The sequence below is a fragment of the Pseudomonas sp. SCPG-7 genome (assembly GCF_002156405.1).
GTDB classification, from domain to species: domain Bacteria; phylum Pseudomonadota; class Gammaproteobacteria; order Pseudomonadales; family Pseudomonadaceae; genus Aquipseudomonas; species Aquipseudomonas parakoreensis.
The window spans coordinates 195,383-217,964 of sequence record NZ_MVOO01000006.1; the positions used below are offsets into that span (position 1 = coordinate 195,383).

Genomic DNA, 22,582 nt, shown 5'->3' on the forward strand with positions numbered 1-22,582 from the left:
CACAGGAGCCTCGGTTGGAGCCGATTGAGCCGCCGCGATGGAGCTCGTGTAACGGCTATTTTCGGCCTAGGCTCATCCACGCCTCGCTGCAGGATCCACCTGTTCCGGATGGGAACAGGCCATAGAAGGCCGTCATCCCTATCGTCTGGCTCATTGAGGGCTTCATCATTGGAGTGCTTTACCATCGAACCGGACTTGCTATTGATACGCAGCGAATGGGGCGTCTCCAAGCAATAGGTGAGAGTAGAAGCACCGCAATAAGAAACGCCACCTGCGACAGATAGAAGGACTCCAGCCACTGCTGTTTCAGTGCGACGTAATAGGTGTTATGTGCTACGTCAGCCAAAATAATTGCTGCGGTGAGGACTATTCCCATCCGTGGCTTTTTGAAAAGGAGCAGTACCGCCAGCGGGTCAAAAATAGTTAGTGCCGCCCAGAACACGCGGCTAGCCCAGTAGGCGCTGTCACCGTAGCCGTAGTCCCAGAACAACCCATGCTGAAAGTCAGCTCGGATGTGATTGGCGGTCGCGATCAAAAGGCAAAAGGCAAACAAAGCTCGGATGGCGAATGACAACCTTGGCATAGCTCGGCCCGCTCTGGTGAAGTGATCCTATGATAGCGGGATCAACCGACGTGGACATTAATGCTCAATGGCGAAGGTGCGTTCGCCAGACGCTCGTCAACGTTCTACCTCATAAGCCAGCAGTCCTTTCTACATCGACTTAACCGAGACCACCTCCACATATTTGTACTTCTTCCTTGCAGACTTCACAGCCTCTTGCTCAGCCAGCAACGAGCTCAACGTGTCGGCGTCGTGGATGAGTTCGCGCATCTCCCCCTCGTATTCGTTTCCAACCCGAAGCGTGACCCTCAGCCTAGGCGTGAACGATTTCGCCGCTTTCTTCCTAAGCGAAGGAGTTGATACCGACTTGGTAAAAACGACCTCTGGCGCCGGCTGGGGCGTTGGAGGCGTGAGAGCCTCTTCGGGCTCAGTCGCACCAAACAATGCACGACGCATTTCTTCTTCAGTTAAATCAGAGCTCATGGAAGATCTCAAAAGGGTGCTAATTATCTCGACAAATTCCACTAGGGTTGTTGCCGACAGGTATCGTAGGGGAGCCTGCCTAGACGTCAAATCCCCAGTTCGATTTCAATACAAGAGCCGCGCAAGGCTCGCGAAAGCTGCACCTTTGGCAGGAGGGTAATGAGCCCATCAGCTAAGTTGCTAGCGTGACGAGCATACAGCGTGACTGTGCCCACATCCGGCGTTCGACCTGGTACGACAGCACCTACCCTCTGCTGGGCAATTTTAAGAATATTCAAGACTTCCTGACTGACCTCATTGGTGGACAGATGCTCAACGAGTGGTCTGGGCGGAGGGGCGGAACGGCTCCACACATCTATAACCGCTTCGAGCAAGCCGTCTGAGCCCAAATGCTCCAGGGCCATCTCCCACAACTTCCCCTCCTGGGCGATATCCAGGCGTGACCTACTCATTGCGAAATCCTAAAAGCATCAAGCTCATTCCTGATTGCAAATTTTACCCAGCTGTCGGCGAAAGCGACGCTCATACAGCTGGGTTAGTCGCAGAGGACGGGGCGCGAATTCTACGTTGAACGGCAGGCTATTAGATATTCAGACTCGCGGAAGGGTGCTGACTCGGGCACGTAACATCAATCGCTCGCCGCCCCGATGGGAAACACGGCGATTGAACGCAGCCTATTTCGTAGGATGAAAGAAGCTACGAGGAGAAATAGAGCCATACCCACCACATCGGCCACGAAATGATCATACGCATTTATGAACGGAATTCCGTTGGTAGCAGGATCAACAAACATTTCATTTCCGATGGAAAAAAACAGCGTGATCGCAACGCCGATCCAAGGAGTCCAAGGGATCCCCTCGTTAACGTCTCTGACAATCGAGCGGCACAAAAGCCTGGCGAATGAAGAAGGCCACAACAGGAGTGGAATTTTCAGCACATTGCGAATGACTTGAGACAACTTGGGTCGCTGCAGCTTGGTGAGGGGGAATCCGAAGTAGCTGAGCGCGAGTGGGAATGCGAACCCGAACAACGCATGGCAGACATTGTAATTCCAGCCTATGACATCGAAAAGGCGGAGCTGGATGATCCAGAACGTTATGGATATCGCGGTGAATATCGCGATAGGAGTAAGGATTTGAAAGCGTTTTAGAAGCATGGATTTTCCATCATGCGGGCAGGATATCCATTCAGGTTACGACGCGGTCGACAGTCTTCTCAACCGAACCCTGCGCATTTACTCAATACGGAGATTAGCAAGGCAGTGTCGGGAATATTCACCTACCTGGAGTCTGCCTTGCGGCGAATCCCCTCCTCGTTCGCGCATGGTGGATTGACGGAGCTTTGCCTCTGGCTGATTGCTGGATTTTCTTGATCTCTGATCACACCAAATCTCGTACAAACTACAAAAAGTAAACTCAAATACTCGGCTTTTGTTAGCAAAACCGAGCCGGGGCCTACGGCCCCAAATTGACGAGTAGGTTCCAAGGTGCGGAGGGGCAACCCTAAGCGATGGTATCTGCTTGAGAGTGAGCTTAAAAAAAGCTGTCAGATCGAAGAAGTCATATCGAAAAAGCACCCGGCAAACCTGCCTAAGTCCTACAAGGAAAAATATGAAGGTGCAGGCACTGCTGCTTTTCTTTTGAGTTCAAAATATACATCTCCGATTTTGAAAAACCGTTTCAAGGGGGCGTATTTTATATGGTCGCAAAACCGACACAAATGTCGCCTAAATATAAATATTCCACATACTCAATCCGTGAGGGCGACCAGCCAGTGCAATCAATGCACGGAGCTCACGGCTTGGGCTGGAGGCTGGAGTGTCTGCCCTCCCTGGAGCGTGGAATCTACGGGACGCAAGCCTGTCAGTCGGCAGTCTTCGAACCACCACTACCATCATGGGCCGAGCACAGTGTGCTTACCCATGCACCGCCGACCTGCTTTCCAGGCGCTCCGCAGTACGAGCAGGTTTTCGTCGAAAGTTGGATCGCTACGTCTACTGCGACCCTGCAGTACGCATCGCCCCCGTCATAGAAAAAATGCAGCTCTCCAAACTTGGATTTGATCTGGGCGACGGCGACAGGGGTGATCTCTGGATGTCGACTCAGGTAGTCCTGAAGTGTGTCGCAAAGGGCAATCAGGATATTCTTCCAGCCAGGATCGCAATAAATCTCGTCAACTGCCGGGTCAGAGAACATGTGAGGGTAGCGTTCTCTAAACTCTTCAATGTCGATCTCAGGCAGGACTTTAGTGTGCTGATTCATAGTGTCCCAAGTTCGTCAGGGGTCAGAAAGCCAAGGCATCAGGCTCGCTGCACAGACGGCAAGCGGAGCGCGCAGGTCATGGATGACCGCAGGCTTGAGGATGGAAGCCCGCTAGGGCCAACATCCGCCGTAGCGGAGCTTGGTTCACGACAGCGGCCCCCCGAAGCGGGGCAAGCCCGAAGAACAGTGCCACGACTACTGGAGGTGACGAGGCGTTGGAAAGTACCGGTCGCCCGCTATGCGCATGAACTCACGCAGGCTACGCCGTCCGACATCACGCCTAAACGTCGCAATGACGTACTTCGAGTTGACCGTATTGATCACCCAAAACCTACCTTCCTTCGTAACGGACTGAATGTCGGATGTCCGAATCAGCCGACCATCTGCAAATCGTTGGTACGGCCCAGGGCAAATGTGACTGAACACAACGCCAACGGCACTACATGCATGAATATGGACATTCACCAGGTAGGCCGTGACCAGCCCGTCGTAGTCTTGATTCACTGCTTTGGCGATGCGAAGGAGGTCGAAGTCCGAGTAACGCTTTACGTGTAAATCGACCGCAACGGTATTGATCTCCGCCATGGCTAGAAACCTCTCGATAGCGGAGTTACTGCAGTGTCTGAAGCAGTCCGGCGGTAGAGCTCCTTCAATCCAGTCAGAGACTCAACATCCAAGTATCGCTGATGAGTATTGAGATACACATCACCACTCTCGACCTCCAAGACGCAGATCGGCACCTCGGCCTGGTTGAATCCCATTGAGAGCGAAGTCAGCATCTCCATCCTCCAACTCCTCCCCTTGTTCATCCAGCCCGGGGTGACGACTTGGACATCCTGAACAATCACGCTCTCACTTTGAGAGATCAACAACTCAACCAGACGAGGCTCGTCGTTCAACATCTCCTCGTAAGCCACATACCGGCCTTCGTGCCGGCGTTTCAGACTTACGTGATACCAATGGGTAGCTAGGGATCGCGACACTGCGTGGAAGTGAGCTAGGCCATCCCCGAACATTCCTACGGGGCCGGATTGGTCTTGCATGCTAATACGGAACATCATGCATCTCGTATGAGGCAGGCCCGTTTGGTGGCACCTGCAATTAACATAAGCCGAATATTGTCTTCAGCGAGGCTTTCAGCTCGCGTCCCTGCCCCACCAAAACGTAGACCGTGTTTCTCGTCTCGAACAAGCAAACGCCATCGAATGACTTGCATAGGGTCGAGCGCACCCAACCTCCTGGCGGAAACCGGCCATGCCCGTCATGGATCACACAATGTGCATACATGAACATCGGCTCCAGGCCCGTAGCTCGTACTTTCGCGAGCGACTCAGGTGATTCATCAACGTGGAAGATCAGCCAGTCCGCGACCGAGCAATACGCCTTGCGGGGGAAGCGCTCAGCCACCAAAGCCTCTATCTCTGTGGGAGACAGCGAAGTGCCTGCGGAGGAGATCCGGCCTTCCTGGAGCAACTCATGCTCAGGACAATTACCCATAAATTGATGATCCTCACATGGCGCTAACTAAAGTTTCGGGCGCGCCGAACGCATTGATTGCTCGATGATAAAGCCAAGAATCCCACAGCAATGACTATATACATTTGAATGGGATCGATCAAACCCTGCATACCGTCTTCTTTTTGGAGAGGACTGCCTGGATGTCTTTGCGCAAGGCATACGCAGCAACATTGCAGTGGCTAAGAATGAGGCGGGGCTTATCACAAGCGGAGCTCCGTACGAAGACCGACCAAGCTCACATCAGCAGATTGGAGGCATCGAGTAGATCTGCCAGCGTCGATCTCAGCGCCGACCTCGCTCAGGCCCTGGGCGTTAACCCATTGTCGTTTTTCACACTGGTGGCTGCCGCCCATGAAGGAAAAACTGCGCGCGCAGCATTGAATGAAACGCTCGCAGAATTGGAGCACCTGGGAGTTTTAGACGATGAGCTCCCCGGCGAACCTCAGCAGCTCATTCCGCCGAGAAAGCTTGCAGCGGACGAAAAGCTCAAGGCGATACGCAAACTGAGAGGCAAGGGGCTTACTCAAAAGGAAGTTTCCCGACAGTTGAAATTGCCGACAAGCACTGTTGGGCGACTTTGGCACCTTGAAGATTGATCAGAACGTATGCGGACTCTCTATGACATGGGCCGTACAAACTTCGCGGTCTATACCATTCGACGCATCACCCGCTGCAGCGGAAAGGACAGTCTTCGCGCTACCTCTACCGTGACTCGCGGTACGCCCTTGGTCAGGTCGTGTTTACGCCAAAGCCGACCATCCTGCCGCAGCGAATCTTCTGTTTCGACGGGGCGCTGACCGTTCCCGCGTGGTGAGATAGTAATGCTGCCGAAGGCAGCAGACGAAATCATCGGGAGCGGTCAGTGTGGACGTGATCTTTGCGTCAACCAAACGAGTTCCATATCAAATCTGCCCTCCCCCTATGAGTGGTAGGCACGCTTGCCTTCGCCCTGATCTTCGGCGCGGCCTTTTCAGGCTATCGAAAATCATAAGTGACCCAATCTGAAGCGACTAAGGGAAAGCAAAAGCCTTGATAGCCTACCAACTGGATGGTAGCCTTAATTTAATCGCCTGCACCTTCCGAGCTAACCTCGCTCAAGGCTAGGGGCCGCTAAACAAGTTAGGAAGATTTCGCATGAACAAACAGAAGATCACGTTCCAAAATCCACAAGGGATCAGTCTATCTGGCCTCCTTGAAGCTCCCGAGGCTCCTAGCGCATACGCACTATTCGCGCATTGCTTTACATGTGGAAAGGATATCAAGGCTGCTGCGCGAATTTCGAAAGCGCTGGTAGACAATAATGTAGCGGTGCTTCGTTTTGACTTCACAGGGCTGGGTAGTAGTGAAGGCGACTTCTCGAATAGCAACTTTTCATCTAACGTCGCCGACCTGGTAGCAGCTGCAGAATTTCTGCGTAATACATACCAAGCCCCCTCGATTTTGATTGGTCATAGCTTGGGCGGAGCCGCAGTGATAGCGGCAGCGAAGCACATCCCAGAAGCGAAGGGCGTCGTAACAATTGGCGCGCCCGCTGAAGCTGCCCACGTAATGAAACAGTTCAGAAGAGACGTTGACTCGATAAGAGATTTTGGCGAATTCAAGGTCATGCTTGCAGGCCGAGAATTCACGATAAAAAAGCAATTCCTCGATGACATCGAAGCTCAGCGACAGGATGAAAACATCGCCAATCTGCAACGCGCATTGCTTATTTTTCACTCTCCTGTGGATAGCGTCGTGTCGATTGAACAAGCACAGAAAATTTATCTCCAGGCCAAGCATCCGAAAAGCTTCATCTCCTTGGACTCTGCAGACCATCTCCTGACCAACAACAAAGACGCAAGCTATGTCGCTTCATGCATTACAGCTTGGAGTTCCAGATACTTATAAGAAGTTTTAAGTAACCCTAAAGCTCACTATAGGCTCAAATCATATGCGGTACTGCTCGATATTGGCTCTCAAGGCCGCCAGAGAAAGGGAAAAGGATAAGCCGTTTTTTTGCGATAGTGAATTAGCGCACCGACAGAAAAAGGGGAACGGTACGAGTAAAACTCTTCCGATTGTTTTCTTGGTGATGATGGTAGCTTTCTTAGTGTCAGCATTATCAGGAACGCCATAGCATTAATTTAATAGCCCATGATTTTTCTAGCTTTAATAAAGTAAACCAGTACGTACGTTCAACCATGTACCGGTTCCAGCTCATCCGGAGATTAAAATGCCGTACGACTTTGACCTTTATGTAATTGGTGCAGGCTCCGGAGGTGTTCGGGCTGCCCGCTTTTCCGCAGGTTTTGGCGCTAAAGTGGCTGTGGCTGAAAGCCGCTACCTGGGAGGAACGTGTGTAAACGTAGGATGCGTGCCGAAAAAACTCCTGGTTTATGGAGCACACTTCGCCGACGACTTTGAGAATTCACGGGGTTTTGGTTGGACTCCGGGTGAGGCGAAGTTTGATTGGGCGACGCTAATTACCAACAAGGATCGCGAGATCAATCGCCTGAATGACATCTACCGCAATTTGTTGGTCAACAGCGGTGTGACCCTCCATGAAGGTCACGCCAAGATCATTGATCCTCATACCGTTGAGGTCAACGGAGAGCGTCACACAGCTCAGAACATTCTGATCGCTACCGGTGGCTGGCCGCAGATTCCCGAGATTCCGGGGCACGAACATGCGATCAGCTCCAACCAGGCATTCTTCCTCAAAGAGCTGCCCAAACGCGTTCTCGTGGTCGGCGGTGGTTACATTGCGGTGGAGTTCGCCGGCATCTTCCATGGCTTAGGTGCCAAGACCACACTACTGTATCGCGGTGATCTATTCCTGCGTGGTTTCGACGGTGCGGTACGTGAGCATTTGCAGGTAGAGCTGACTAGACGTGGCCTGGATCTGCAGTTCAATGCCGACATCGAGCGTATAGACAAACTAGCTGATGGCAGCCTGAAAGCTACTCTCAAGGATGGTCGTCAGCTTGACGCGGACTGCGTGTTCTACGCTACCGGTCGACGTCCGATGCTCGACAATCTCGGCTTGGAAAACACTGGCGTTAAGCTCAACAAAAAAGGCTTTATCGAAGTAGATGAGCTGTATCAAACGGCTGAGCCATCAGTTCTGGCCTTGGGGGACGTAATTGGCCGCGTACAGCTAACGCCTGTCGCACTGGCTGAAGGGATGGCAATTGCTCGTCGCTTGTTCAAGCCTGAGCAATATCGTCCGGTGGATTACAGAATGATCCCGACGGCAGTGTTCAGCCAACCTAACATCGGTACTGTCGGGTTGACCGAAGAGGATGCGCGAGAAGCCGGGCATGATGTAGTGATCTTTGAAACCCGCTTCCGGCCCATGAAACTCTCCCTGACTGAATGCCAGGAGCGCACTTTGATGAAGCTTGTGGTGGATGCCAAGACCGATAAGGTGTTGGGCTGCCACATGGTCGGCCCGGATGCAGGCGAGATCGTGCAAGGGCTGGCGATTGCGCTGAAGTCGGGTGCGACCAAGCGCGATTTCGACGAAACCATCGCCGTGCACCCGACGTCCGCTGAAGAGTTTGTAACCATGCGCACGCCCGTCGGGAGCTAATCGATCTTTTGGCACTGGGCGCCCGGCTCTGTCGCAACGGCAGACGCTGGGCGCTAGCGCAATTGCCAGCTTACCCACTTAAAGCAATTTACCCGTGCAGCGCTCTGCTCAGGCCAATTCAAGACCTGCAGCGCTGCATGACAAGGATTGACTCAGTCTGAGTCTAAACCAGACTTCGCAAATACTGCGCGCTACATTCGAGTCTTGCCATTAGATTGCCTGATAATAATTCTCCTTGTGAAAGCCTACCTCTAGATAGGCAAGCAGCCATAGCTCAGCACCCGCGACCAAATTTTAATTAATGATGGCACATCAAAATTGTCATGCTCTCCATGCCGTAATGACATGAATTAGGCATGACCCCATTGCAAGCCTACCAACTAGATGGTAGTTTATATCTAGATTCAAAATCAACCCACACCTACGGGGCGTTAACGCCCATGTGAGAATCCCATGCAAGATTGGAAGCAAGCCCGTAAAGACATCAGCGCTCGTTTGGTAGAGCTCAATGGCCTCTCCCCGGAGACCATGAAAGGCATGGCTGCACTCGGTGCCGCCGGTAGCAAGACCAATCACTTGGATGCAAAGACTCGCGAGCTGATCTCCCTGGCGGTTGCTGTAACAACTCGCTGCGATGGCTGTATCGCCTTCCACGCAGCTGAAGCAAAGAAGCTCGGCGTCACCAGCGAAGAAGTGGCCGAGGCACTGGGTGTAGCCATCAACATGAACGCCGGTGCCGCACTGGTGTACAGCACCCATGTACTCGACGCGTTCGATAAGTCCTGAGCCAAAACTACGACTTTTCTCCTTAAACGATGTCGGGAGCAATCATGACTAAGCTTTTTACACCTTTCGATTTGGCCGGTACTTCGCTAAAGAATCGCGTTGTCATGGCCCCTATGACGCGCACCCGAACCTTGAACAACATCCCAAATGAAGCCAACGCGCTGTACTACGCGCAACGTGCTTCTGCTGGTTTGCTGATCACTGAAGGTTTGCCTATTTCCGACGAGTCCCGGGGCTATCTGTATACCCCCGGCATTTACGAAGATGAGCACCTGCCAGGCTGGCGCAATGTCACTAAAGCCGTGCATGCCAAAGGCGGGAAGATTTTTGCGCAACTCTGGCACGTAGGCCGCATCTCTCATGTCTCCGTGCATGGCATCGTGCCGGTCTCCTCGGGCACAGTACCTGCGGTAGATACGACCGTGTATGCCTGGGTCGAACCTGGCAAAGAAGGCCCTGTTCAACCCAGTGTTCCACGTGCTCTGGAAACTGAAGAAGTCAAACGAGTCATCGCAGATTTCGTTAAGTCTGCTCGAATGGCGATGGACGCTGGTTTTGATGGCATCGAAATCATGGCGGCCAACGGCTTCCTGTTCGATCAGTTCCTGAGCAGTGCGCTGAACACGCGTACCGACCAGTACGGTGGTTCCGTTGCCAACCGTCAGCGTTTCCTTCTGGAAACCATTGACGCAATTGCTGCTGAAATTGGTGGTTCGAAGATTGGTGTGCGCTTTTCGCCGTTTGGTCGACTGTACGACTTCGGTGTGTACGAAGGCGAAGAAGAAACCTGGATGAGCGTGGCAGCGGCGCTCAATGAAAGGGAACTGGCGTTTGTTCACCTGAACTACCAACCGACCATCCTTGCCGCGCAAACACCGCCGGGTTTCGGCGCTGCATTCCGTGAGGCGTACAAAGGCACCCTGATGGCTGCAGGCGGATTCACCAAAGAGATCGCAGAGTCTGAACTTGCTAAAGGTGAGCTAGACCTAATTGCCTTCGGCACTGCTTACATTGCGAATCCAGATTTGGTCGAGCGTATGCAAAACAATTGGCCTCTGGCCGAGAGTGATCGCGCGACCTATTACGGCGTGAGCGGTTCGATTGAGAAGGGTTACACCGACTACCCGGAATACGCAGCGGCTAAAGCCTAATTTCTTCACACACATTCCGGAGAGCACAATGCCACTTGTCACTATTAAAGGCATCGAAGGCGTTTTTTCCAACGAACAAAAAGCTGAAGTCATCCGTAAGGTGACCGACGCGATGGTATCGGTGGAAGGTGAAAATATGCGGGCCCTCACATGGGTCATCTTCGAAGAGGTCAAGAGCGGGGACTGGGGCATTGCCGGCAATCCTGTGACTGCGCAAGATGTGTTGAAGCTACAAAGCGGTCAATAAGGCTTCAACGTTCAGTTTTTAGCTCCCTGATGGTTGAGTGCATTTTTATGCTCAACGATCAGGGGGCTTTTTTCCGTTTTTAGTGAACGCCAGATCTGTGGGGTCTACTACGTGATTCTGATCATTTATGCCCATCCCTACCCTGAGAAATCCAGGGTCAATAAACTGATGCTCAGGGTGGCCGCCAATAATCCCGAAGTCATTATTCACTCCTTGTACGACCTATACCCAGATTTCAATATCAACGTTGAAGCCGAGCAGATTGCGGTGGAGAAAGCAGATCTGCTGGTTCTGCAGCACCCTCTGTACTGGTACAACTACCCGCCCCTTATGAAGTTGTGGATCGATAAGGTTTTCACTCGTGGTTGGGCATACGGCATCGGTGCGACCGCCCTCAAGAATAAGCATCTACTATGGGCTGTAACCATGGGTGAAGAGCATGATCAATTTGAAGGCGGCGAGTACCCAGGCTTTCCGGTTCTTGCGCAACCTCTAAAAGCAACGGCGCATTACTGCGGCATGCATTGGTTAAGTCCAGTCGCAGTTCACGGTGCATACCTAGCTAATCAATCGTCACTTATTAAGCAAATTCGCCGTTACGGCGAGCGCCTAGCCTGCTGGAGGGAAGTTTGAATGGATACTCACAGCCTGATTGAAATGCTCATTTACCTGGGCTCGGCTGCCTTGATAGTCCCAATCGCCGTTCGGTTAGGGCTCGGCCCGGTTCTGGGCTATCTGTTGGCAGGCTGCCTGATCGGCCCGTGGGGCCTGAAGCTAATAACGAATGTGGAGTCCATCCTGCACTTTGCTGAAATCGGCGTAGTTTTAATGTTGTTTATCATTGGGCTAGAGCTTGATCCCAAACGCCTCTGGGCAATGCGTCGAATGGTATTCGGTGGCGGCGCATTACAGATGGTTGCGTGCGGAGCAGCCATCGCCGTGTTCTGCGCTGCCCTTGGCTTGAACTGGACAGCCGCGCTGTTGGTTGGCTTGACGCTGAGCCTATCCTCCACAGCGATTGCTATGCAGGCAATGAACGAGCGAAACATGACGTCAACAGCCGTGGGTCGCAGCAGCTTTGCCGTGTTGTTATTTCAAGACATCGCAGCCATTCCGCTTGTGGCGATGATTCCACTGCTCGCCGCAAATGGTGGTACGCCTTCCGGTGCTGAGCTGGCACTGTCGATTGCAAAAATCGTTGGAGCCGTCGTCGCGGTGGTGCTTTTAGGTCGGTACGTTTCTCGGCCCGTCCTGCGCTTTGTCGCGCGATCCGGCCTACGCGAAATTTTCAGTGCCGTCGCGCTCTTCCTAGTATTCGGGTTCGGCCTCTTACTCGAAGAGGCTGGCTTGTCCATGGCCATGGGCGCTTTTCTAGCAGGCGTCCTGTTGGCAAGCTCGGAATATCGGCATGCCCTAGAGAGCGATATCGAACCGTTCAAGGGGCTGTTGCTCGGCCTGTTCTTCATCGGCGTGGGTATGTCCATCGACTTCGGCACACTGATTGATGATCCACTGAGGGTGCTCACCCTGACCTTGGGTTTTATTGTGATCAAGCTGCTCGTAATTAGGCTCCTAGGCCGCTTCCTGAACGTACCAACTGACCAGCGTTCATGGCAGGCAGTATTCCTCGGCCAGGGCAGCGAATTTGCTTTCGTGGTTTTTGGTGCTGCGACAATCGCCGGCATATTGATCGAGCCTTGGGGTAAAAGCCTGACTCTGGCAGTGGCGCTGTCGATGTGTGTGACACCGCTGCTGATTCTGCTGCTCAATTATCTAGAGTCGTCGAAAAAACAGGACAGCAAGGAAGCGGACACCATCGACCAGAGCAATCCTCGAGTGATCATTGCTGGCTTCGGACGATTTGGTCAGATCGCTGGGCGTCTACTGATGTCCTGTGGCTTTGAAGTCGTGGTATTGGATCACGACCCTGACCACATCGAGACACTGCGAAAATTCGGCGTGAAGGTGTTTTACGGTGATGCAACGCGCCTCGATTTGCTCCACGCTGCGGGTGCTGCACAAGCCGTGGTGCTGATCAACGCCATCGACAATCAGGACGACAACCTACTACTGACCAAGCTGGCCCAGGAGCATTTTCCGTCTCTGAAGCTCGTGGTGCGCGCCCGTGATATGGGACACATCATTACCTTGCGTCAGATGGGCATTGAGGCCGTAGAAAGGGAAACCTTTGAAAGCGCTTTATCTCTTGGGCGTCGTGCCTTGGAACATCTAGGCGTTGGGCGCTACGAGGCTCGTGAGCGTGCCGACACATTCCGTAGGCTCAACTTGGAGATGCTGGAGGAGATGGCCGCACAGCCGGTGGAAGATAAGGAATTCAGATATGACGCGTACAAACGGGCTAACGCCTTATTAACGGAACTCTTTAATGAAGATCGCGCCCATCCTATCGATGGCGAAGCCAAGAAAAATGATCCTACAACTCTGCGAGATCGATAGCTGATTTGGCAAGGTCGTGGCGGAGGATACCCGCTTAGCTGGCATCCTCCAGCTCAGTGATGATCGCTTTTTTCAAAGCAGAAACTGATTTAGACCCAGCGAAAATCTTCAGCAATCGGCCCTCGTGGAACACCGCCAAAGATGGCACAGAGCGAATGCCATACATCTGCGCAATTGTCGGCGATACAGCGATATCAATCTTTCCAAATTCTGCCAAAGCATGGAGTTTCTCCTCCAGCGCCTGGAAGATCGGTCTCATCTCTTTACAGGGTTTGCACCAGGATGCTGAGAACATCACGACACTGCTGCCCTTGGCAACAAAGCGGGCAAATTGGGGAGCGTTTAATTCAACGATACGGCTCATCAGGATCTCACGTTTTGAATTAAAGAAAGGCGTCACCTTGTGAGTGCCGCCTATCCATTACCAATCAAATTTTGCAACCATCGATGCCGCAGACTTGCCCCACAAATTCCTCTTCCTTGACCTGTACCTTCGCTTGCATCTTATTCAGCGCTTCGAGAAAAACGGCCTCGGGCTGAGCGCCTGACAACGAGAACTCGTTGTTGAATACGAACATCGGCACACCCGACCCCAACTGCGCAGCGAAATGCTCGTCCTCTTGCATCTCAACGCGAAGTTCTACAGATGACCATGCGAGTTGAATTGATTCTTCCGATACGCCTGCTTCCCGCGCGATAGCCTCCAGGCTGGAGCGATCAAACAGTGACCTGCCATGGGTAGTGCTTTGTTCATACAACGCCTCCATGAGACGTTTTTTCACTGCCGGCTCTTCAACCGCCTTGACCAGCACATGAGCGTCGGTGGTATCGCCGAACTGCATGGTGGCGAAACGGTAGTCCAGTCCGTCTGCCTTGGCGTATTTGAGTACGGTGCTCATCATCGCCTCAGCGGTGTCTGCGTTACCGAGCTTGCGCTTAAGAGCAGCAATCATAGGCTCAGGCGTATGATTCGCCGCCAGACGATAGGCACGCACGTTTATTTGCACTGAGTCCTTTTCGTCAAAGCGATCCAAGGCTTTTTCAAAACGGCGCTTGGCGACCCAGCACCAAGGGCACACAAAATCAGACCAAATATCGACTACATATTTTTTCGGAGGGGTTTGCATAATTTATCCTGCAGGAAGAGTTGAAGATTGCACTGCGGCCATTTCAAGCAGATGGTTGAAGCCCGCCAAAGGGTCGGTTGATTGACCTAGTGTCCAATCGATGAGGCTTGCTCCTTCCAAAATGCTCAGAAGCATGAAAGCGAAACTCTCTGCTGAAGTTCCCAGCGACCAGTTGTGCTGCCGGACGGCGTCCTCGAGGGTGCTTTGAAGCCAGGCGAGCTGCGAATTGAAGAAATCCCTGGTAAGCCCTTGGAGCGATAAAGGCAACGCAGCCATTTCCGCTGCCAAGGCGCCGCATAACGGCAGCAGCCCCTCATTCGCGCTGATGACGAACAGGCGGGAAAACGCTCGCAGACGCTGCAGTGGGTCTGAATGCATGACCTCTATTGAAGCCAGCGTTTCATTGAAGCGGTTGATATAGTCTTTGATCAGCTCCGCGCCCAGATACTCCTTGGTCGGAAAATGATGGTGAATACTGGCCTTCCTAATGCCGACTTCCACCGCCAGATCTGCGTAGCTGAACGCCGAATAGCCCTTAGAGCGCATTTGGGTCTCCGCGCAATTCATTAGCGCGGCTTTTGTCGTAATAGACATAGAAAACTCCTTCAGCATGCAACCATCTAATGCCCACCGGACGCAGCGTATCGAAAGAGCTTTGTTAAGAAGCGCTAGGTAGCGCGCTAGCGTGGTGTTAATCACGTACCGCCATTAGCCCAAGCATTTTTTTGCCGCTGAAGAAATTGTTCATTTCATCCTCCAGCTACGGAATTATCGAAATTCCGACGCCAGGGATCAGCAAATCCCTGGCGGGTTGGTGCTTTAAAGGCAAGCCGAATGCATCTCAGTCTTCGCGGACTTCAAGGGTTGGCACCATGCGAATGGCTCTCGAGAAGTTCGCGTAGTTGACCGAAGTTTTAAGCACCGCGTTGTGCAGCTCCTCCACACGCTCACGAGAAGCATCGGTGTGCAGGCGGATTACGACACTCACCTCGTCGTAGCCTGGGTTGACGCTTTCGTCGATGCCCAAGAAACCGCGAAGATCGAGAGTGCCGTCGGTCTCAATTTCCAGACTGTGGATCTTGATGCCCATCATCGCGGCATTGGCGGCATAGCCGACCGACATGCAGGCGTTGAGAGCAGCCATCAGCAGCTCCTGAGGGTTCGGCGCGGTGTTTTCGCCCAGCAATTCATGCGGCTCATCGGCGACGATCTCGAAATCACGCGAGTAGGTCTCCCCGGCCAGGCTGTAACGGCTGGCCTTGGCCACAGTGCGGGTCTGACCTTTCCATTCGGTCTTAACGTTGAAGCTCGCGTGACGCTTATTGGCATCCTCAGCAACGCCTTGAGCAAATTGTTGCAGGGCTGCTACGTCAATACCGTTCAGGTTAGTGGTCATCTGTTGAGTCCTCTGTGCATAACGTTTTGCGGGTGGGTTGTGTTTCTACCTAATCACTCTACCAACTGGTAGGGTGGTATGCAAGGGCATTTTTTTTGCCTTGAGCGCACAGTCAAAAAAGACCATCCACCGTCAAGCCTGATGTGCCTAGTGCTAGTCAAATCATGTGATATGAACCAACCAAGAGTGCTAATAGTTGAAATTCAGGATTTACCGAATGCTTACCTCCAAATGGGAGGCAAAATAAACCTGTAGCCAACTACTTAATCTGGATGAAAAATAAAAAGCTTAAGTAAGAATTAGAATAATGACGCAATTTTACAGATGAGAGAACGTTATAAAACGGCCTCCCACCTGCACGACCTAGGCTCCGACGTGGCTAGGAGCGCCCTCAATTTCTTCCGAGTTCTTGGCTCTGGATCGAACGGACTTCGACCAACCAAGCATCAGCGCTCCTGCGACTAACGGTATAGAAAGAACAGTATAAGTTCCATTGGGGTAATCGAACGCCAAGAGAAGCAAAACCACCAGCAAGAAAACAAGAGTTAACCAAGAGGTAAACGGAGCTCCAGGCATTCTAAATGAGACCATTTCGACCTCACCTCTTTTTACAGCATGACGGTATTTTATTTGCGATAAAACAATGAATGCCCAAGTAGAAAGAATCCCAAGTGATACGAGATTCAGTAAGAGCTCAAATAGTTGCGACGGAATCAGGAAGTTAAGTAAGACACCGATTACGTTGATCCCCATGGTGACCAAGATGCCCATGTATGGAACCCCCTGTGTACTCATGCGTTTGAACAGTTTTGGTGCCGATCCACCCATAGCAAGTGATCTCAATACACGACCAGTTGCGTACAAACCAGAATTAAGACTTGAGAGCGCCGCAGTCATAACAACTATGTTCATAACGGAGCCAATACCAGGAATACCCAGCGCCTCGAAAAATGTAACGAAAGGACTGACATTAGCGCTATAAGCTGTCCAAGGCAGAACAGTCACCAGCAAGAAAACTGATCCTACATAAAACAGACCTATTCTCCAGATAACACCATTGATTGCTTTGGGAATAACATTTTTAGGATCCGCCGTCTCGCCAGCGGCAGTCCCTACCAGTTCTATGCTCGCATAAGCAAAGATAACGCCTTGTACAATGATAATCGCAGGCAGAAGCCCATGCGGGAATACTCCCCCATTATCTGTAATCAAATGCAAACCTGGTATATGCCCGGCAACCTCGTGACCCGTGGCAAAGAAATACGATCCAATCACTAAGAACACGCTAATAGCAGCGACCTTGATCACGGCGAACCAGAATTCCATTTCACCAAACCACTTAACACCAACCATATTCATTAATGTAACCACGCCCAAGGCGCTTAATGCGAAAACCCATTGAGGAACATCTGAAAAAATACTCCAATATTTCATATAAATAGCAATAGCGGTTATATCAACAACCCCCGTTAATGCCCAAACCAGAAAATACATCCAGCCAGCGACGAAAGAAGCCCGCTCCCCCATAAACTCCCTGGTGTAGGAGACAAAACTCCCACTGCTTGGACGGTGCATTACTAGCTCACCAAGAGCTCTCAGGATAAAAAAAGCGAAGATTCCGCAGACTAAATAAACCACTGCAAGTGCTGGCCCTGCGATTTGTAGTCTAGCTCCCGCACCCAAAAACAACCCGGTTCCGATTGCTCCACCTAAAGCCATCATCTGCACGTGACGTTTCTTTAAGTGTTTTGAGTATCCGCTTTCATGAGAGTCAAGCCAGTTTGATCTATCTTTAAGTTCTTTACTGCATTGAACTTCTAAGGGGGATTGATTTTTTTGTGTTTTCATGTGGCACCCGAACGATTAATTTGCAGTTTTTTTCTTGTCTTTTGCAAACTTAACTTCTTTCTCCCGTCCCATGGGAAGTGCGGGAAACGCCTCGAGCTACAGTGCCGTCAACGACACTAAAGCCCTCCCACCCAATGCCGTAGCACGCTCAGATCATCACCCTTAGGTCGACCAGGTTGCTAAATCCCGAGGCACAAAAAACCTACCATTCACATGGTAGCCGTGCAAACTCTATTTTTTAAACATCTTTAACTTCTTGTTTTTATATGCATTTTTCTAAACGCCAACCTAGTAGTAGACATTTAGCAATAATGGTATTTTAATCTTGAATCTGCGGCGACTACGCAACCCACCTCCATCCCACTAAGGTACGAATTGGATCCGGTATGAAAAAATATAAAAACGTACAGACCTTACTCGCCCACGCGTCTATCGAGCCTGGTCAACACCACGGATTCGTTAACACGCCCGTTTACCGAGGCTCTACCGTAGCCTTTCCCACATGCGAGTCGATGCGTGAAGGACGTCAAAAATACGCTTACGGACGTTGGAACAACCCTTCTACAGAGGCACTCACTGAGGCCCTTCAGCATTTGGAAGGTTCGGAAGGGACTGTTCTATGCCCTTCTGGGTTGTCAGCTTGTACGACTGCGATACTTTCCGTAGTGGGGACAGGTGATCACATTTTGATTGCCGACAATGTCTATGCGCCAGTGAGGGTCTTCTGCGAAGAGGTGGGAAAACGCTTAGGGATCGGCGTGTCGTTTTACGACCCGACGATAGGTTCCGCCATTGTTGATTTGATCCGACCTAACACTAAAGCCATTTACCTAGAGTCCCCTGGCTCCCTGACGTTGGAGATACAGGACATCCCGGCCATAGCAAATGTTGCCCATGCCCATGACATCCTGGTTATTGCAGACAATACGTGGGGCACACCGCTTTACTGCCCATCGATGGAGCTTGGCGTCGACCTTTCCATCATGGCAGCGACGAAATATATCGTCGGCCACTCGGATGCCGTCCTTGGCACCGTATCAGCCTCCAAGCGTGCATGGGAAAGCCTCAAGCGATTTCATTTCAACATGGGCTTATTCGCTAGCCCAGACGATGTGACGCTGGCCCTTCGAGGGATGAGAACGCTGGACGTACGCCTGGAGCGTCACTACAAAAATGCGACGATAGTTGCCAAGTGGCTGGAAAGCCGAGAGGAAGTTATCGCAGTTCATTACCCGGCATTAGAATCCCACCCACAACACGACTTATGGAAACGGGATTTCAAAGGCGCATCTGGCTTGCTTTCGTTTACGACAAAGTCTTCCTCGCAGCCAGCAGCAGATGCTCTGTTGGATAATCTATCGCTGTTTGCAATCGGTTACTCATGGGGCGGTTTCGAAAGTTTGGCAATGCTTGCGAATCCTAAGCCAGTCAGAAGTGCGACCCAATGGGACACTGACGGCCATTTGGTGCGACTGCATATCGGTCTTGAAGACCCGTATGACTTAATCGCCGATCTCGAAGTTGGCTTCGCACATTTTAATAGATTACGCCGCTAGTTAGACCTGTTAGGCACAGCTCTTGATGGGCTGTGCTATCGGAGAGCAAACCATATCTGTTCAATAAGGAGCCATGGTGTCACAGCGCATAACTGACATGTTTTCATTCAAAGGGGTGAGACAGGTAGTCGTCCTCACCACGCTAGCAATGTTGGCTTTTGCAGCCAACTCGGTTCTATGTCGCTTGGCGCTTCGTCATACCGAAATTGATCCTACGTCCTTTACACTTATTCGATTGTTGAGCGGAGCCGTTATGCTCTGGGTAATCCTAACAATCAGAGGCAACTCTTCCCGCTCCGCTGGGAGCTGGTTAGGTGCATTCACCCTGTTCGCTTACGCCTTTGCTTTTTCATATGCGTATTTGAACCTGGACACAGGAACAGGCGCGCTCATTTTGTTCGGTGCCGTCCAGCTCTCCATGCTTGGATACGGTTTTTACAAAGGCGAAAGGATGCATGCTGTAGCCATTACAGGCCTCATCCTTGCTATTGGAGGTTTGATTGCTCTTCTACTACCAGGTGCCACGTCGCCTCCGCTGGCTAGCGCGGGGATTATGTTGTTATCTGGCATCGCGTGGGCCGTTTACTCGTTAATTGGCAAACAATCGAATGATCCACTCGCATCTACTACTTGGAATTTCCTGCGAGCCGTCCCAATGATGTTTTTGGCAACAATTCCTTTCGCAAATCAGCTTTCAATAGACATTTCAGGTGTCCTTTGCGCGATTGCGTCGGGGACGATTGCTTCAGGAGTTGGTTATGCTATCTGGTACGCAGTGCTGCGTTCGCTTTCGTCGTTTCAGGCGGCAACCATACAGCTAAGCGTTCCAGTTTTGGCATCGCTCGCAGGTGTGCTCATTTTGAATGAAAGCCTGACTATTCGATTAGCGCTTACATCACTGGCTGTACTTGGAGGAATTGGGCTAATACTTAGCGATAAGCGCGTAGTAATTCAACTAAAGTGAAAGGTTGTCCGCGTGTCGTTTTAAATACGGTATCAATAATGGAGCGAATGAGGCGACGAGACACCGTCGCCCCTTCAATGAAGTCAAATCAATTCTTAGCGTCAGAACGCAGAAGTCCGGCCAGAATCAAATCAATTCCAGAAGATTTCTCGTAGTCATCGCTCATCGCCCAAGATACAAAGCTTGCACCTTCCAGGGCATTCAATATGAACCTTGAAACTTTTACCGGATCCAGTTCGGGCTTGAGCACACCCTGATCTTGGCCCTGCTTAATATTATCTTGCAGCCAAGTTAGATGGATCTCGAAGAAATCCTTTGTCATTGCTTTAAGGCTTTCAGGCAACGCCAAAAGCTCAGCGGCCAAAGCCCCGCAGAGCGGAAGCATTCCGTTTTCACTGCTGTGCGCGAACATCAACGCAAACGCCTTCAACCGGTCAACGATGCCAACGTTCTCATCATTGATAGCTTCCAACTGCTTCCTGAATCGGAACAGATAGCTCTCGACGATGGCAATTGCCATGCCTTCCTTGGTGGGAAAGTGATGGTGAATACTGGCCTTCTTGATGCCGATGTCGTCCGCAAGGTCGGCATAACTGAAGGCCGCGTAGCCTTTCGTTCGCAGCAGAATCTCAGCGCTGGTCAAAAGGTCTGAACGTGTACTCATGATGCTGCATCCAAATTTATCATCCTGGCATCATAAATTAGTCACACCTCATAAGACAGCGTTCACCGAACGCTGCGCTGAGCTACCTATCCTTCATACCGACTTCGAGTGCACGCCCTAAGCCGAATGAACTTCCTCAAATAGCCAATCTCGAAACGCTTTCAACCTCGGCAGGCTCGCACATTCAGGACGATATACAACGTAGTAGGCCAACGGCGAGGCAACCTGAACATTTGGAAACAAGCGAATTAGCCGGCCTGCAGCCAAATCATCTCTGGCCATAACGCTGCGCGCGAGCGCGATACCTTGACCGTCTATCACAGCTTGAAGCACGGCTGCACTGTTGTTGATTTTCATACCCCGGCGCGTCGGTACATTTTTCGCCGCAGCCAAGCTCAGCCAGGTTTCCCAGGTAGTGAATCCGGCGCTTTCGTCCATCGATAGGTCGTGGATCAGCGTTTGATTGGCCAATTCGGCCAGAGTGCTCAAACAATCCGGAGTGTTTTTCAGCTTTGGGGAGCAAACAGGGAAGATGTCCTCGTCCATCAGCTTTTCTGCGATAAGGCTTGGCCACTCGCCGGCACCATATCGGACGCCGATATCTATTCGTTGAGCCAGGAAATCCACCGCTTTGAGTTGCGTATCAAGTCGAACGTCGGTATCTGGCCAAGCCATATGGAAACGCTCTATTCGCGGCAACAACCATTTGGCAGCGAAGGCAGGACTGACCGTGACGGTTAGAACCCCATTAGGTGAATGCTCCCTCATCCGTTCTACCCCTAACGTAAGCCGCTCGAATCCGGCCTGAATGTCGGGAAGTGCTCGCTCAGCGGATTCCGTAGCCACCAACCGTGCCTTGCCGCTGGTGCCTCGATGAAACAGAGGCGTACCTAACCATTGCTCAAGGGTGCGTACTAGCTGCCCCACGGCTGCGGGGGTGACATTTAATTCCTCCGCTGCAGCAGAAAAGCTTTGATGCCGAGCGCTGGCTTCAAAGGCCCTCAATGCGTTGAGATGAACGGGGGCAACCATAGCGGTAAACCTTTTCTTTATCGTTCTGACACTTTATCTCGTTTGTTCAATTCCCGGTAGAAGCCAATAATTCACTCGTACCTCAGCAGCAAATCGGTGGCTAGCCCCTTAGGGGTGAGCCTCTAGGCTGGCAAACGGCTCTCGGTTTCCTGCATGGCCTCAATCACCCTTTTTGGAGCATTCAAATGAGCAAACAATTTATCGGAAAGAAATTGTTAGTCGTGGGCGGCACCAGTGGCATGGGGTTTGAAACCGCTCGCCTCGTCTTACAGCAAGGCGGCAACGTCGTAATTGTGGGCAGCCGCGCAGAAAAAACCGAACAAGCTCGCCGGGAGCTATCCGCAATAGGGGCTGTAACCGCACTAACAGCAGACCTGACCAATCCAGAAAGCCTCGCGAAGTTGTTGCAGGAAATTGACCAGCGCCACGCGGACGTCGATCTGCTTGTGAACGCGGCGGGCGTATTCTTCCCCAAGCCTTTCCTGGAGCACCAGGACGCTGATTACGATCAGTACATGCAACTGAACAAAGCCTCTTTCTTCATCACACAAAAAGTCGCTGCCAACCTCGTCGCAAAGGAGAATCCCGGCGCTATCGTTAACATCGGCTCCATGTGGGGCAAACAGGCAATCGCTGCCACTCCGTCCTCTGCCTATTCGATGGCGAAAGCTGGTCTGCACTCGCTGACTCAGCACTTGGCAATGGAACTTGCACCCAAGCATATCCGCGTCAATGCCGTATCCCCTGCGGTGGTAAAGACCCCGATCTACGAAGGTTTCATTCCTAAAGCTGAAGTTCATGCAGCGCTGCAGGGCTTCAATAGCTTCCATCCAATCGGACGAGTAGGTACTCCTGAAGATGTCGCCGAGGTGGTTGTCTTCCTGCTCTCTGACAAGGCCAGTTGGGTCACCGGTGCTATCTGGGACGTAGACGGCGGCGTCATGGCCGGTCGCAACTGA

General features: G+C 51.8%; 26 protein-coding genes. 11 read left to right on the top strand and 15 right to left on the bottom strand.

The features are described 5' to 3' along the window. Positions 1–178: 178 nt before the first annotated feature. The 8 genes from B1722_RS13850 to B1722_RS30125 all read right to left on the bottom strand — a co-directional run bounded on the left by B1722_RS13850 (position 179) and on the right by B1722_RS30125 (position 4,803). Positions 179–583, bottom strand: a complete 405-nt coding sequence (locus B1722_RS13850) for a hypothetical protein (protein WP_086792955.1) — start codon at positions 581–583, stop codon at positions 179–181. Between the two features lie 129 nt (positions 584–712). Beyond that, positions 713–1,045 (bottom strand): hypothetical protein, encoded by a 333-nt coding sequence (locus B1722_RS13855; protein WP_086792957.1) that lies wholly within the window; start codon positions 1,043–1,045, stop codon positions 713–715. 86 nt (positions 1,046–1,131) lie between these two features. Then, positions 1,132–1,497, bottom strand: coding sequence for a hypothetical protein (locus tag B1722_RS13860; RefSeq protein WP_086792960.1), 366 nt, complete (start codon positions 1,495–1,497; stop codon positions 1,132–1,134). Positions 1,498–1,673: 176 nt separating this feature from the next. After that, complete coding sequence (locus tag B1722_RS13865) at positions 1,674–2,201, bottom strand: hypothetical protein (protein WP_086792962.1); 528 nt, start codon at positions 2,199–2,201, stop codon at positions 1,674–1,676. 706 nt (positions 2,202–2,907) lie between these two features. Further along, positions 2,908–3,306, bottom strand: a complete 399-nt coding sequence (locus tag B1722_RS13870) for a hypothetical protein (protein ID WP_086792964.1) — start codon at positions 3,304–3,306, stop codon at positions 2,908–2,910. 195 nt (positions 3,307–3,501) lie between these two features. Beyond that, complete coding sequence (locus B1722_RS29835; RefSeq protein WP_086792966.1) at positions 3,502–3,891, bottom strand: hypothetical protein; 390 nt, start codon at positions 3,889–3,891, stop codon at positions 3,502–3,504. Between the two features lie 2 nt (positions 3,892–3,893). Continuing rightward, on the bottom strand, positions 3,894–4,364 hold the full coding sequence (locus B1722_RS29840; protein WP_086792968.1) for a hypothetical protein: 471 nt from the start codon (positions 4,362–4,364) through the stop codon (positions 3,894–3,896). Between the two features lie 43 nt (positions 4,365–4,407). Beyond that, positions 4,408–4,803, bottom strand: coding sequence for a hypothetical protein (locus B1722_RS30125; RefSeq protein ID WP_086792970.1), 396 nt, complete (start codon positions 4,801–4,803; stop codon positions 4,408–4,410). Positions 4,804–4,964: 161 nt separating this feature from the next. Between B1722_RS30125 and B1722_RS13890 the strand changes: the two genes are divergently transcribed. From B1722_RS13890 to kefC, 8 genes are all read left to right on the top strand, one after another. Next, a complete protein-coding gene (locus B1722_RS13890) occupies positions 4,965–5,420 on the top strand; it encodes a helix-turn-helix domain-containing protein (RefSeq protein WP_086793101.1) in 456 nt (151 codons plus the stop codon). Positions 5,421–5,958: 538 nt separating this feature from the next. Further along, positions 5,959–6,711 (top strand): S9 family peptidase, encoded by a 753-nt coding sequence (locus tag B1722_RS13895; RefSeq protein WP_086792972.1) that lies wholly within the window; start codon positions 5,959–5,961, stop codon positions 6,709–6,711. A 325-nt stretch (positions 6,712–7,036) separates the two neighbouring features. Next, entirely contained in the window at positions 7,037–8,395 is a 1,359-nt protein-coding gene (gorA, locus tag B1722_RS13900) for a glutathione-disulfide reductase (protein WP_086792974.1), read from the top strand. A gap of 453 nt (positions 8,396–8,848) precedes the next feature. Next, positions 8,849–9,181: a carboxymuconolactone decarboxylase family protein gene (locus B1722_RS13905; protein WP_086792976.1), complete on the top strand. Its 333-nt coding sequence runs from the start codon at positions 8,849–8,851 to the stop codon at positions 9,179–9,181. 44 nt (positions 9,182–9,225) lie between these two features. Next, on the top strand, positions 9,226–10,332 hold the full coding sequence (locus tag B1722_RS13910) for an alkene reductase (RefSeq protein WP_086792978.1): 1,107 nt from the start codon (positions 9,226–9,228) through the stop codon (positions 10,330–10,332). Positions 10,333–10,360: 28 nt separating this feature from the next. Further along, the gene (locus tag B1722_RS13915) at positions 10,361–10,579 is read left to right on the top strand and encodes a 4-oxalocrotonate tautomerase family protein (protein WP_086792980.1); all 219 of its coding nucleotides are present in this window, start codon (positions 10,361–10,363) and stop codon (positions 10,577–10,579) included. Between the two features lie 111 nt (positions 10,580–10,690). After that, a complete protein-coding gene (gene kefF, locus B1722_RS13920; protein ID WP_086792982.1) occupies positions 10,691–11,212 on the top strand; it encodes a glutathione-regulated potassium-efflux system oxidoreductase KefF in 522 nt (173 codons plus the stop codon). Then, positions 11,213–13,036: a glutathione-regulated potassium-efflux system protein KefC gene (gene kefC, locus B1722_RS13925; RefSeq protein WP_086792984.1), complete on the top strand. Its 1,824-nt coding sequence runs from the start codon at positions 11,213–11,215 to the stop codon at positions 13,034–13,036. A gap of 34 nt (positions 13,037–13,070) precedes the next feature. On the opposite strand, the gene B1722_RS13930 is transcribed toward kefC, so the two are convergent. From B1722_RS13930 to B1722_RS13950, 5 genes are all read right to left on the bottom strand, one after another. After that, complete coding sequence (locus tag B1722_RS13930; RefSeq protein WP_086792986.1) at positions 13,071–13,400, bottom strand: co-chaperone YbbN; 330 nt, start codon at positions 13,398–13,400, stop codon at positions 13,071–13,073. A 64-nt stretch (positions 13,401–13,464) separates the two neighbouring features. Next, on the bottom strand, positions 13,465–14,163 hold the full coding sequence (locus B1722_RS13935) for a DsbA family oxidoreductase (RefSeq protein ID WP_086792988.1): 699 nt from the start codon (positions 14,161–14,163) through the stop codon (positions 13,465–13,467). Between the two features lie 3 nt (positions 14,164–14,166). Beyond that, on the bottom strand, positions 14,167–14,757 hold the full coding sequence (locus B1722_RS13940) for a TetR/AcrR family transcriptional regulator (protein ID WP_086792990.1): 591 nt from the start codon (positions 14,755–14,757) through the stop codon (positions 14,167–14,169). Positions 14,758–15,004: 247 nt separating this feature from the next. After that, complete coding sequence (locus tag B1722_RS13945; RefSeq protein WP_086792992.1) at positions 15,005–15,559, bottom strand: OsmC family protein; 555 nt, start codon at positions 15,557–15,559, stop codon at positions 15,005–15,007. 363 nt (positions 15,560–15,922) lie between these two features. After that, positions 15,923–17,407: an amino acid permease gene (locus B1722_RS13950; protein ID WP_086792994.1), complete on the bottom strand. Its 1,485-nt coding sequence runs from the start codon at positions 17,405–17,407 to the stop codon at positions 15,923–15,925. 386 nt (positions 17,408–17,793) lie between these two features. Between B1722_RS13950 and metC the strand changes: the two genes are divergently transcribed. Beyond that, positions 17,794–18,963 (top strand): cystathionine beta-lyase, encoded by a 1,170-nt coding sequence (gene metC, locus B1722_RS13955; protein ID WP_086792996.1) that lies wholly within the window; start codon positions 17,794–17,796, stop codon positions 18,961–18,963. Positions 18,964–19,216: 253 nt separating this feature from the next. Next, positions 19,217–19,927 (top strand): DMT family transporter, encoded by a 711-nt coding sequence (locus tag B1722_RS13960; protein ID WP_176393375.1) that lies wholly within the window; start codon positions 19,217–19,219, stop codon positions 19,925–19,927. Positions 19,928–20,015: 88 nt separating this feature from the next. On the opposite strand, the gene B1722_RS13965 is transcribed toward B1722_RS13960, so the two are convergent. Both B1722_RS13965 and gcvA read right to left on the bottom strand, forming a co-directional pair. Then, positions 20,016–20,591 carry a TetR/AcrR family transcriptional regulator gene (locus B1722_RS13965; RefSeq protein WP_086792998.1) on the bottom strand — a complete coding sequence of 192 codons (576 nt, stop codon included), beginning with the start codon at positions 20,589–20,591 and terminating at the stop codon, positions 20,016–20,018. Positions 20,592–20,708: 117 nt separating this feature from the next. Next, positions 20,709–21,623 (bottom strand): transcriptional regulator GcvA, encoded by a 915-nt coding sequence (gcvA, locus tag B1722_RS13970; protein WP_086793000.1) that lies wholly within the window; start codon positions 21,621–21,623, stop codon positions 20,709–20,711. A gap of 185 nt (positions 21,624–21,808) precedes the next feature. Here gcvA and B1722_RS13975 point away from each other — a divergent pair, with 185 nt between their 5' ends. Beyond that, on the top strand, positions 21,809–22,582 hold the full coding sequence (locus B1722_RS13975; RefSeq protein ID WP_086793002.1) for an SDR family NAD(P)-dependent oxidoreductase: 774 nt from the start codon (positions 21,809–21,811) through the stop codon (positions 22,580–22,582).

What these genes read in the sequence shown, in the direction of transcription:
- B1722_RS13850 (WP_086792955.1), bottom strand. Translation starts at nt 583, where the DNA reads ATGCCAAGGTTGTCATTCGCCATCCGAGCTTTGTTTGCCTTTTGCCTT.
- B1722_RS13855 (WP_086792957.1), bottom strand. Translation starts at nt 1,045, where the DNA reads ATGAGCTCTGATTTAACTGAAGAAGAAATGCGTCGTGCATTGTTTGGT.
- B1722_RS13860 (WP_086792960.1), bottom strand. Translation starts at nt 1,497, where the DNA reads ATGAGTAGGTCACGCCTGGATATCGCCCAGGAGGGGAAGTTGTGGGAG.
- B1722_RS13865 (WP_086792962.1), bottom strand. Translation starts at nt 2,201, where the DNA reads ATGCTTCTAAAACGCTTTCAAATCCTTACTCCTATCGCGATATTCACC.
- B1722_RS13870 (WP_086792964.1), bottom strand. Translation starts at nt 3,306, where the DNA reads ATGAATCAGCACACTAAAGTCCTGCCTGAGATCGACATTGAAGAGTTT.
- B1722_RS29835 (WP_086792966.1), bottom strand. Translation starts at nt 3,891, where the DNA reads ATGGCGGAGATCAATACCGTTGCGGTCGATTTACACGTAAAGCGTTAC.
- B1722_RS29840 (WP_086792968.1), bottom strand. Translation starts at nt 4,364, where the DNA reads ATGTTCCGTATTAGCATGCAAGACCAATCCGGCCCCGTAGGAATGTTC.
- B1722_RS30125 (WP_086792970.1), bottom strand. Translation starts at nt 4,803, where the DNA reads ATGGGTAATTGTCCTGAGCATGAGTTGCTCCAGGAAGGCCGGATCTCC.
- B1722_RS13890 (WP_086793101.1), top strand. Translation starts at nt 4,965, where the DNA reads ATGTCTTTGCGCAAGGCATACGCAGCAACATTGCAGTGGCTAAGAATG.
- B1722_RS13895 (WP_086792972.1), top strand. Translation starts at nt 5,959, where the DNA reads ATGAACAAACAGAAGATCACGTTCCAAAATCCACAAGGGATCAGTCTA.
- gorA (WP_086792974.1), top strand. Translation starts at nt 7,037, where the DNA reads ATGCCGTACGACTTTGACCTTTATGTAATTGGTGCAGGCTCCGGAGGT.
- B1722_RS13905 (WP_086792976.1), top strand. Translation starts at nt 8,849, where the DNA reads ATGCAAGATTGGAAGCAAGCCCGTAAAGACATCAGCGCTCGTTTGGTA.
- B1722_RS13910 (WP_086792978.1), top strand. Translation starts at nt 9,226, where the DNA reads ATGACTAAGCTTTTTACACCTTTCGATTTGGCCGGTACTTCGCTAAAG.
- B1722_RS13915 (WP_086792980.1), top strand. Translation starts at nt 10,361, where the DNA reads ATGCCACTTGTCACTATTAAAGGCATCGAAGGCGTTTTTTCCAACGAA.
- kefC (WP_086792984.1), top strand. Translation starts at nt 11,213, where the DNA reads ATGGATACTCACAGCCTGATTGAAATGCTCATTTACCTGGGCTCGGCT.
- B1722_RS13930 (WP_086792986.1), bottom strand. Translation starts at nt 13,400, where the DNA reads ATGAGCCGTATCGTTGAATTAAACGCTCCCCAATTTGCCCGCTTTGTT.
- B1722_RS13935 (WP_086792988.1), bottom strand. Translation starts at nt 14,163, where the DNA reads ATGCAAACCCCTCCGAAAAAATATGTAGTCGATATTTGGTCTGATTTT.
- B1722_RS13940 (WP_086792990.1), bottom strand. Translation starts at nt 14,757, where the DNA reads ATGTCTATTACGACAAAAGCCGCGCTAATGAATTGCGCGGAGACCCAA.
- B1722_RS13945 (WP_086792992.1), bottom strand. Translation starts at nt 15,559, where the DNA reads ATGACCACTAACCTGAACGGTATTGACGTAGCAGCCCTGCAACAATTT.
- B1722_RS13950 (WP_086792994.1), bottom strand. Translation starts at nt 17,407, where the DNA reads ATGAAAACACAAAAAAATCAATCCCCCTTAGAAGTTCAATGCAGTAAA.
- metC (WP_086792996.1), top strand. Translation starts at nt 17,794, where the DNA reads ATGAAAAAATATAAAAACGTACAGACCTTACTCGCCCACGCGTCTATC.
- B1722_RS13960 (WP_176393375.1), top strand. Translation starts at nt 19,217, where the DNA reads ATGCTCTGGGTAATCCTAACAATCAGAGGCAACTCTTCCCGCTCCGCT.
- B1722_RS13965 (WP_086792998.1), bottom strand. Translation starts at nt 20,591, where the DNA reads ATGAGTACACGTTCAGACCTTTTGACCAGCGCTGAGATTCTGCTGCGA.
- gcvA (WP_086793000.1), bottom strand. Translation starts at nt 21,623, where the DNA reads ATGGTTGCCCCCGTTCATCTCAACGCATTGAGGGCCTTTGAAGCCAGC.
- B1722_RS13975 (WP_086793002.1), top strand. Translation starts at nt 21,809, where the DNA reads ATGAGCAAACAATTTATCGGAAAGAAATTGTTAGTCGTGGGCGGCACC.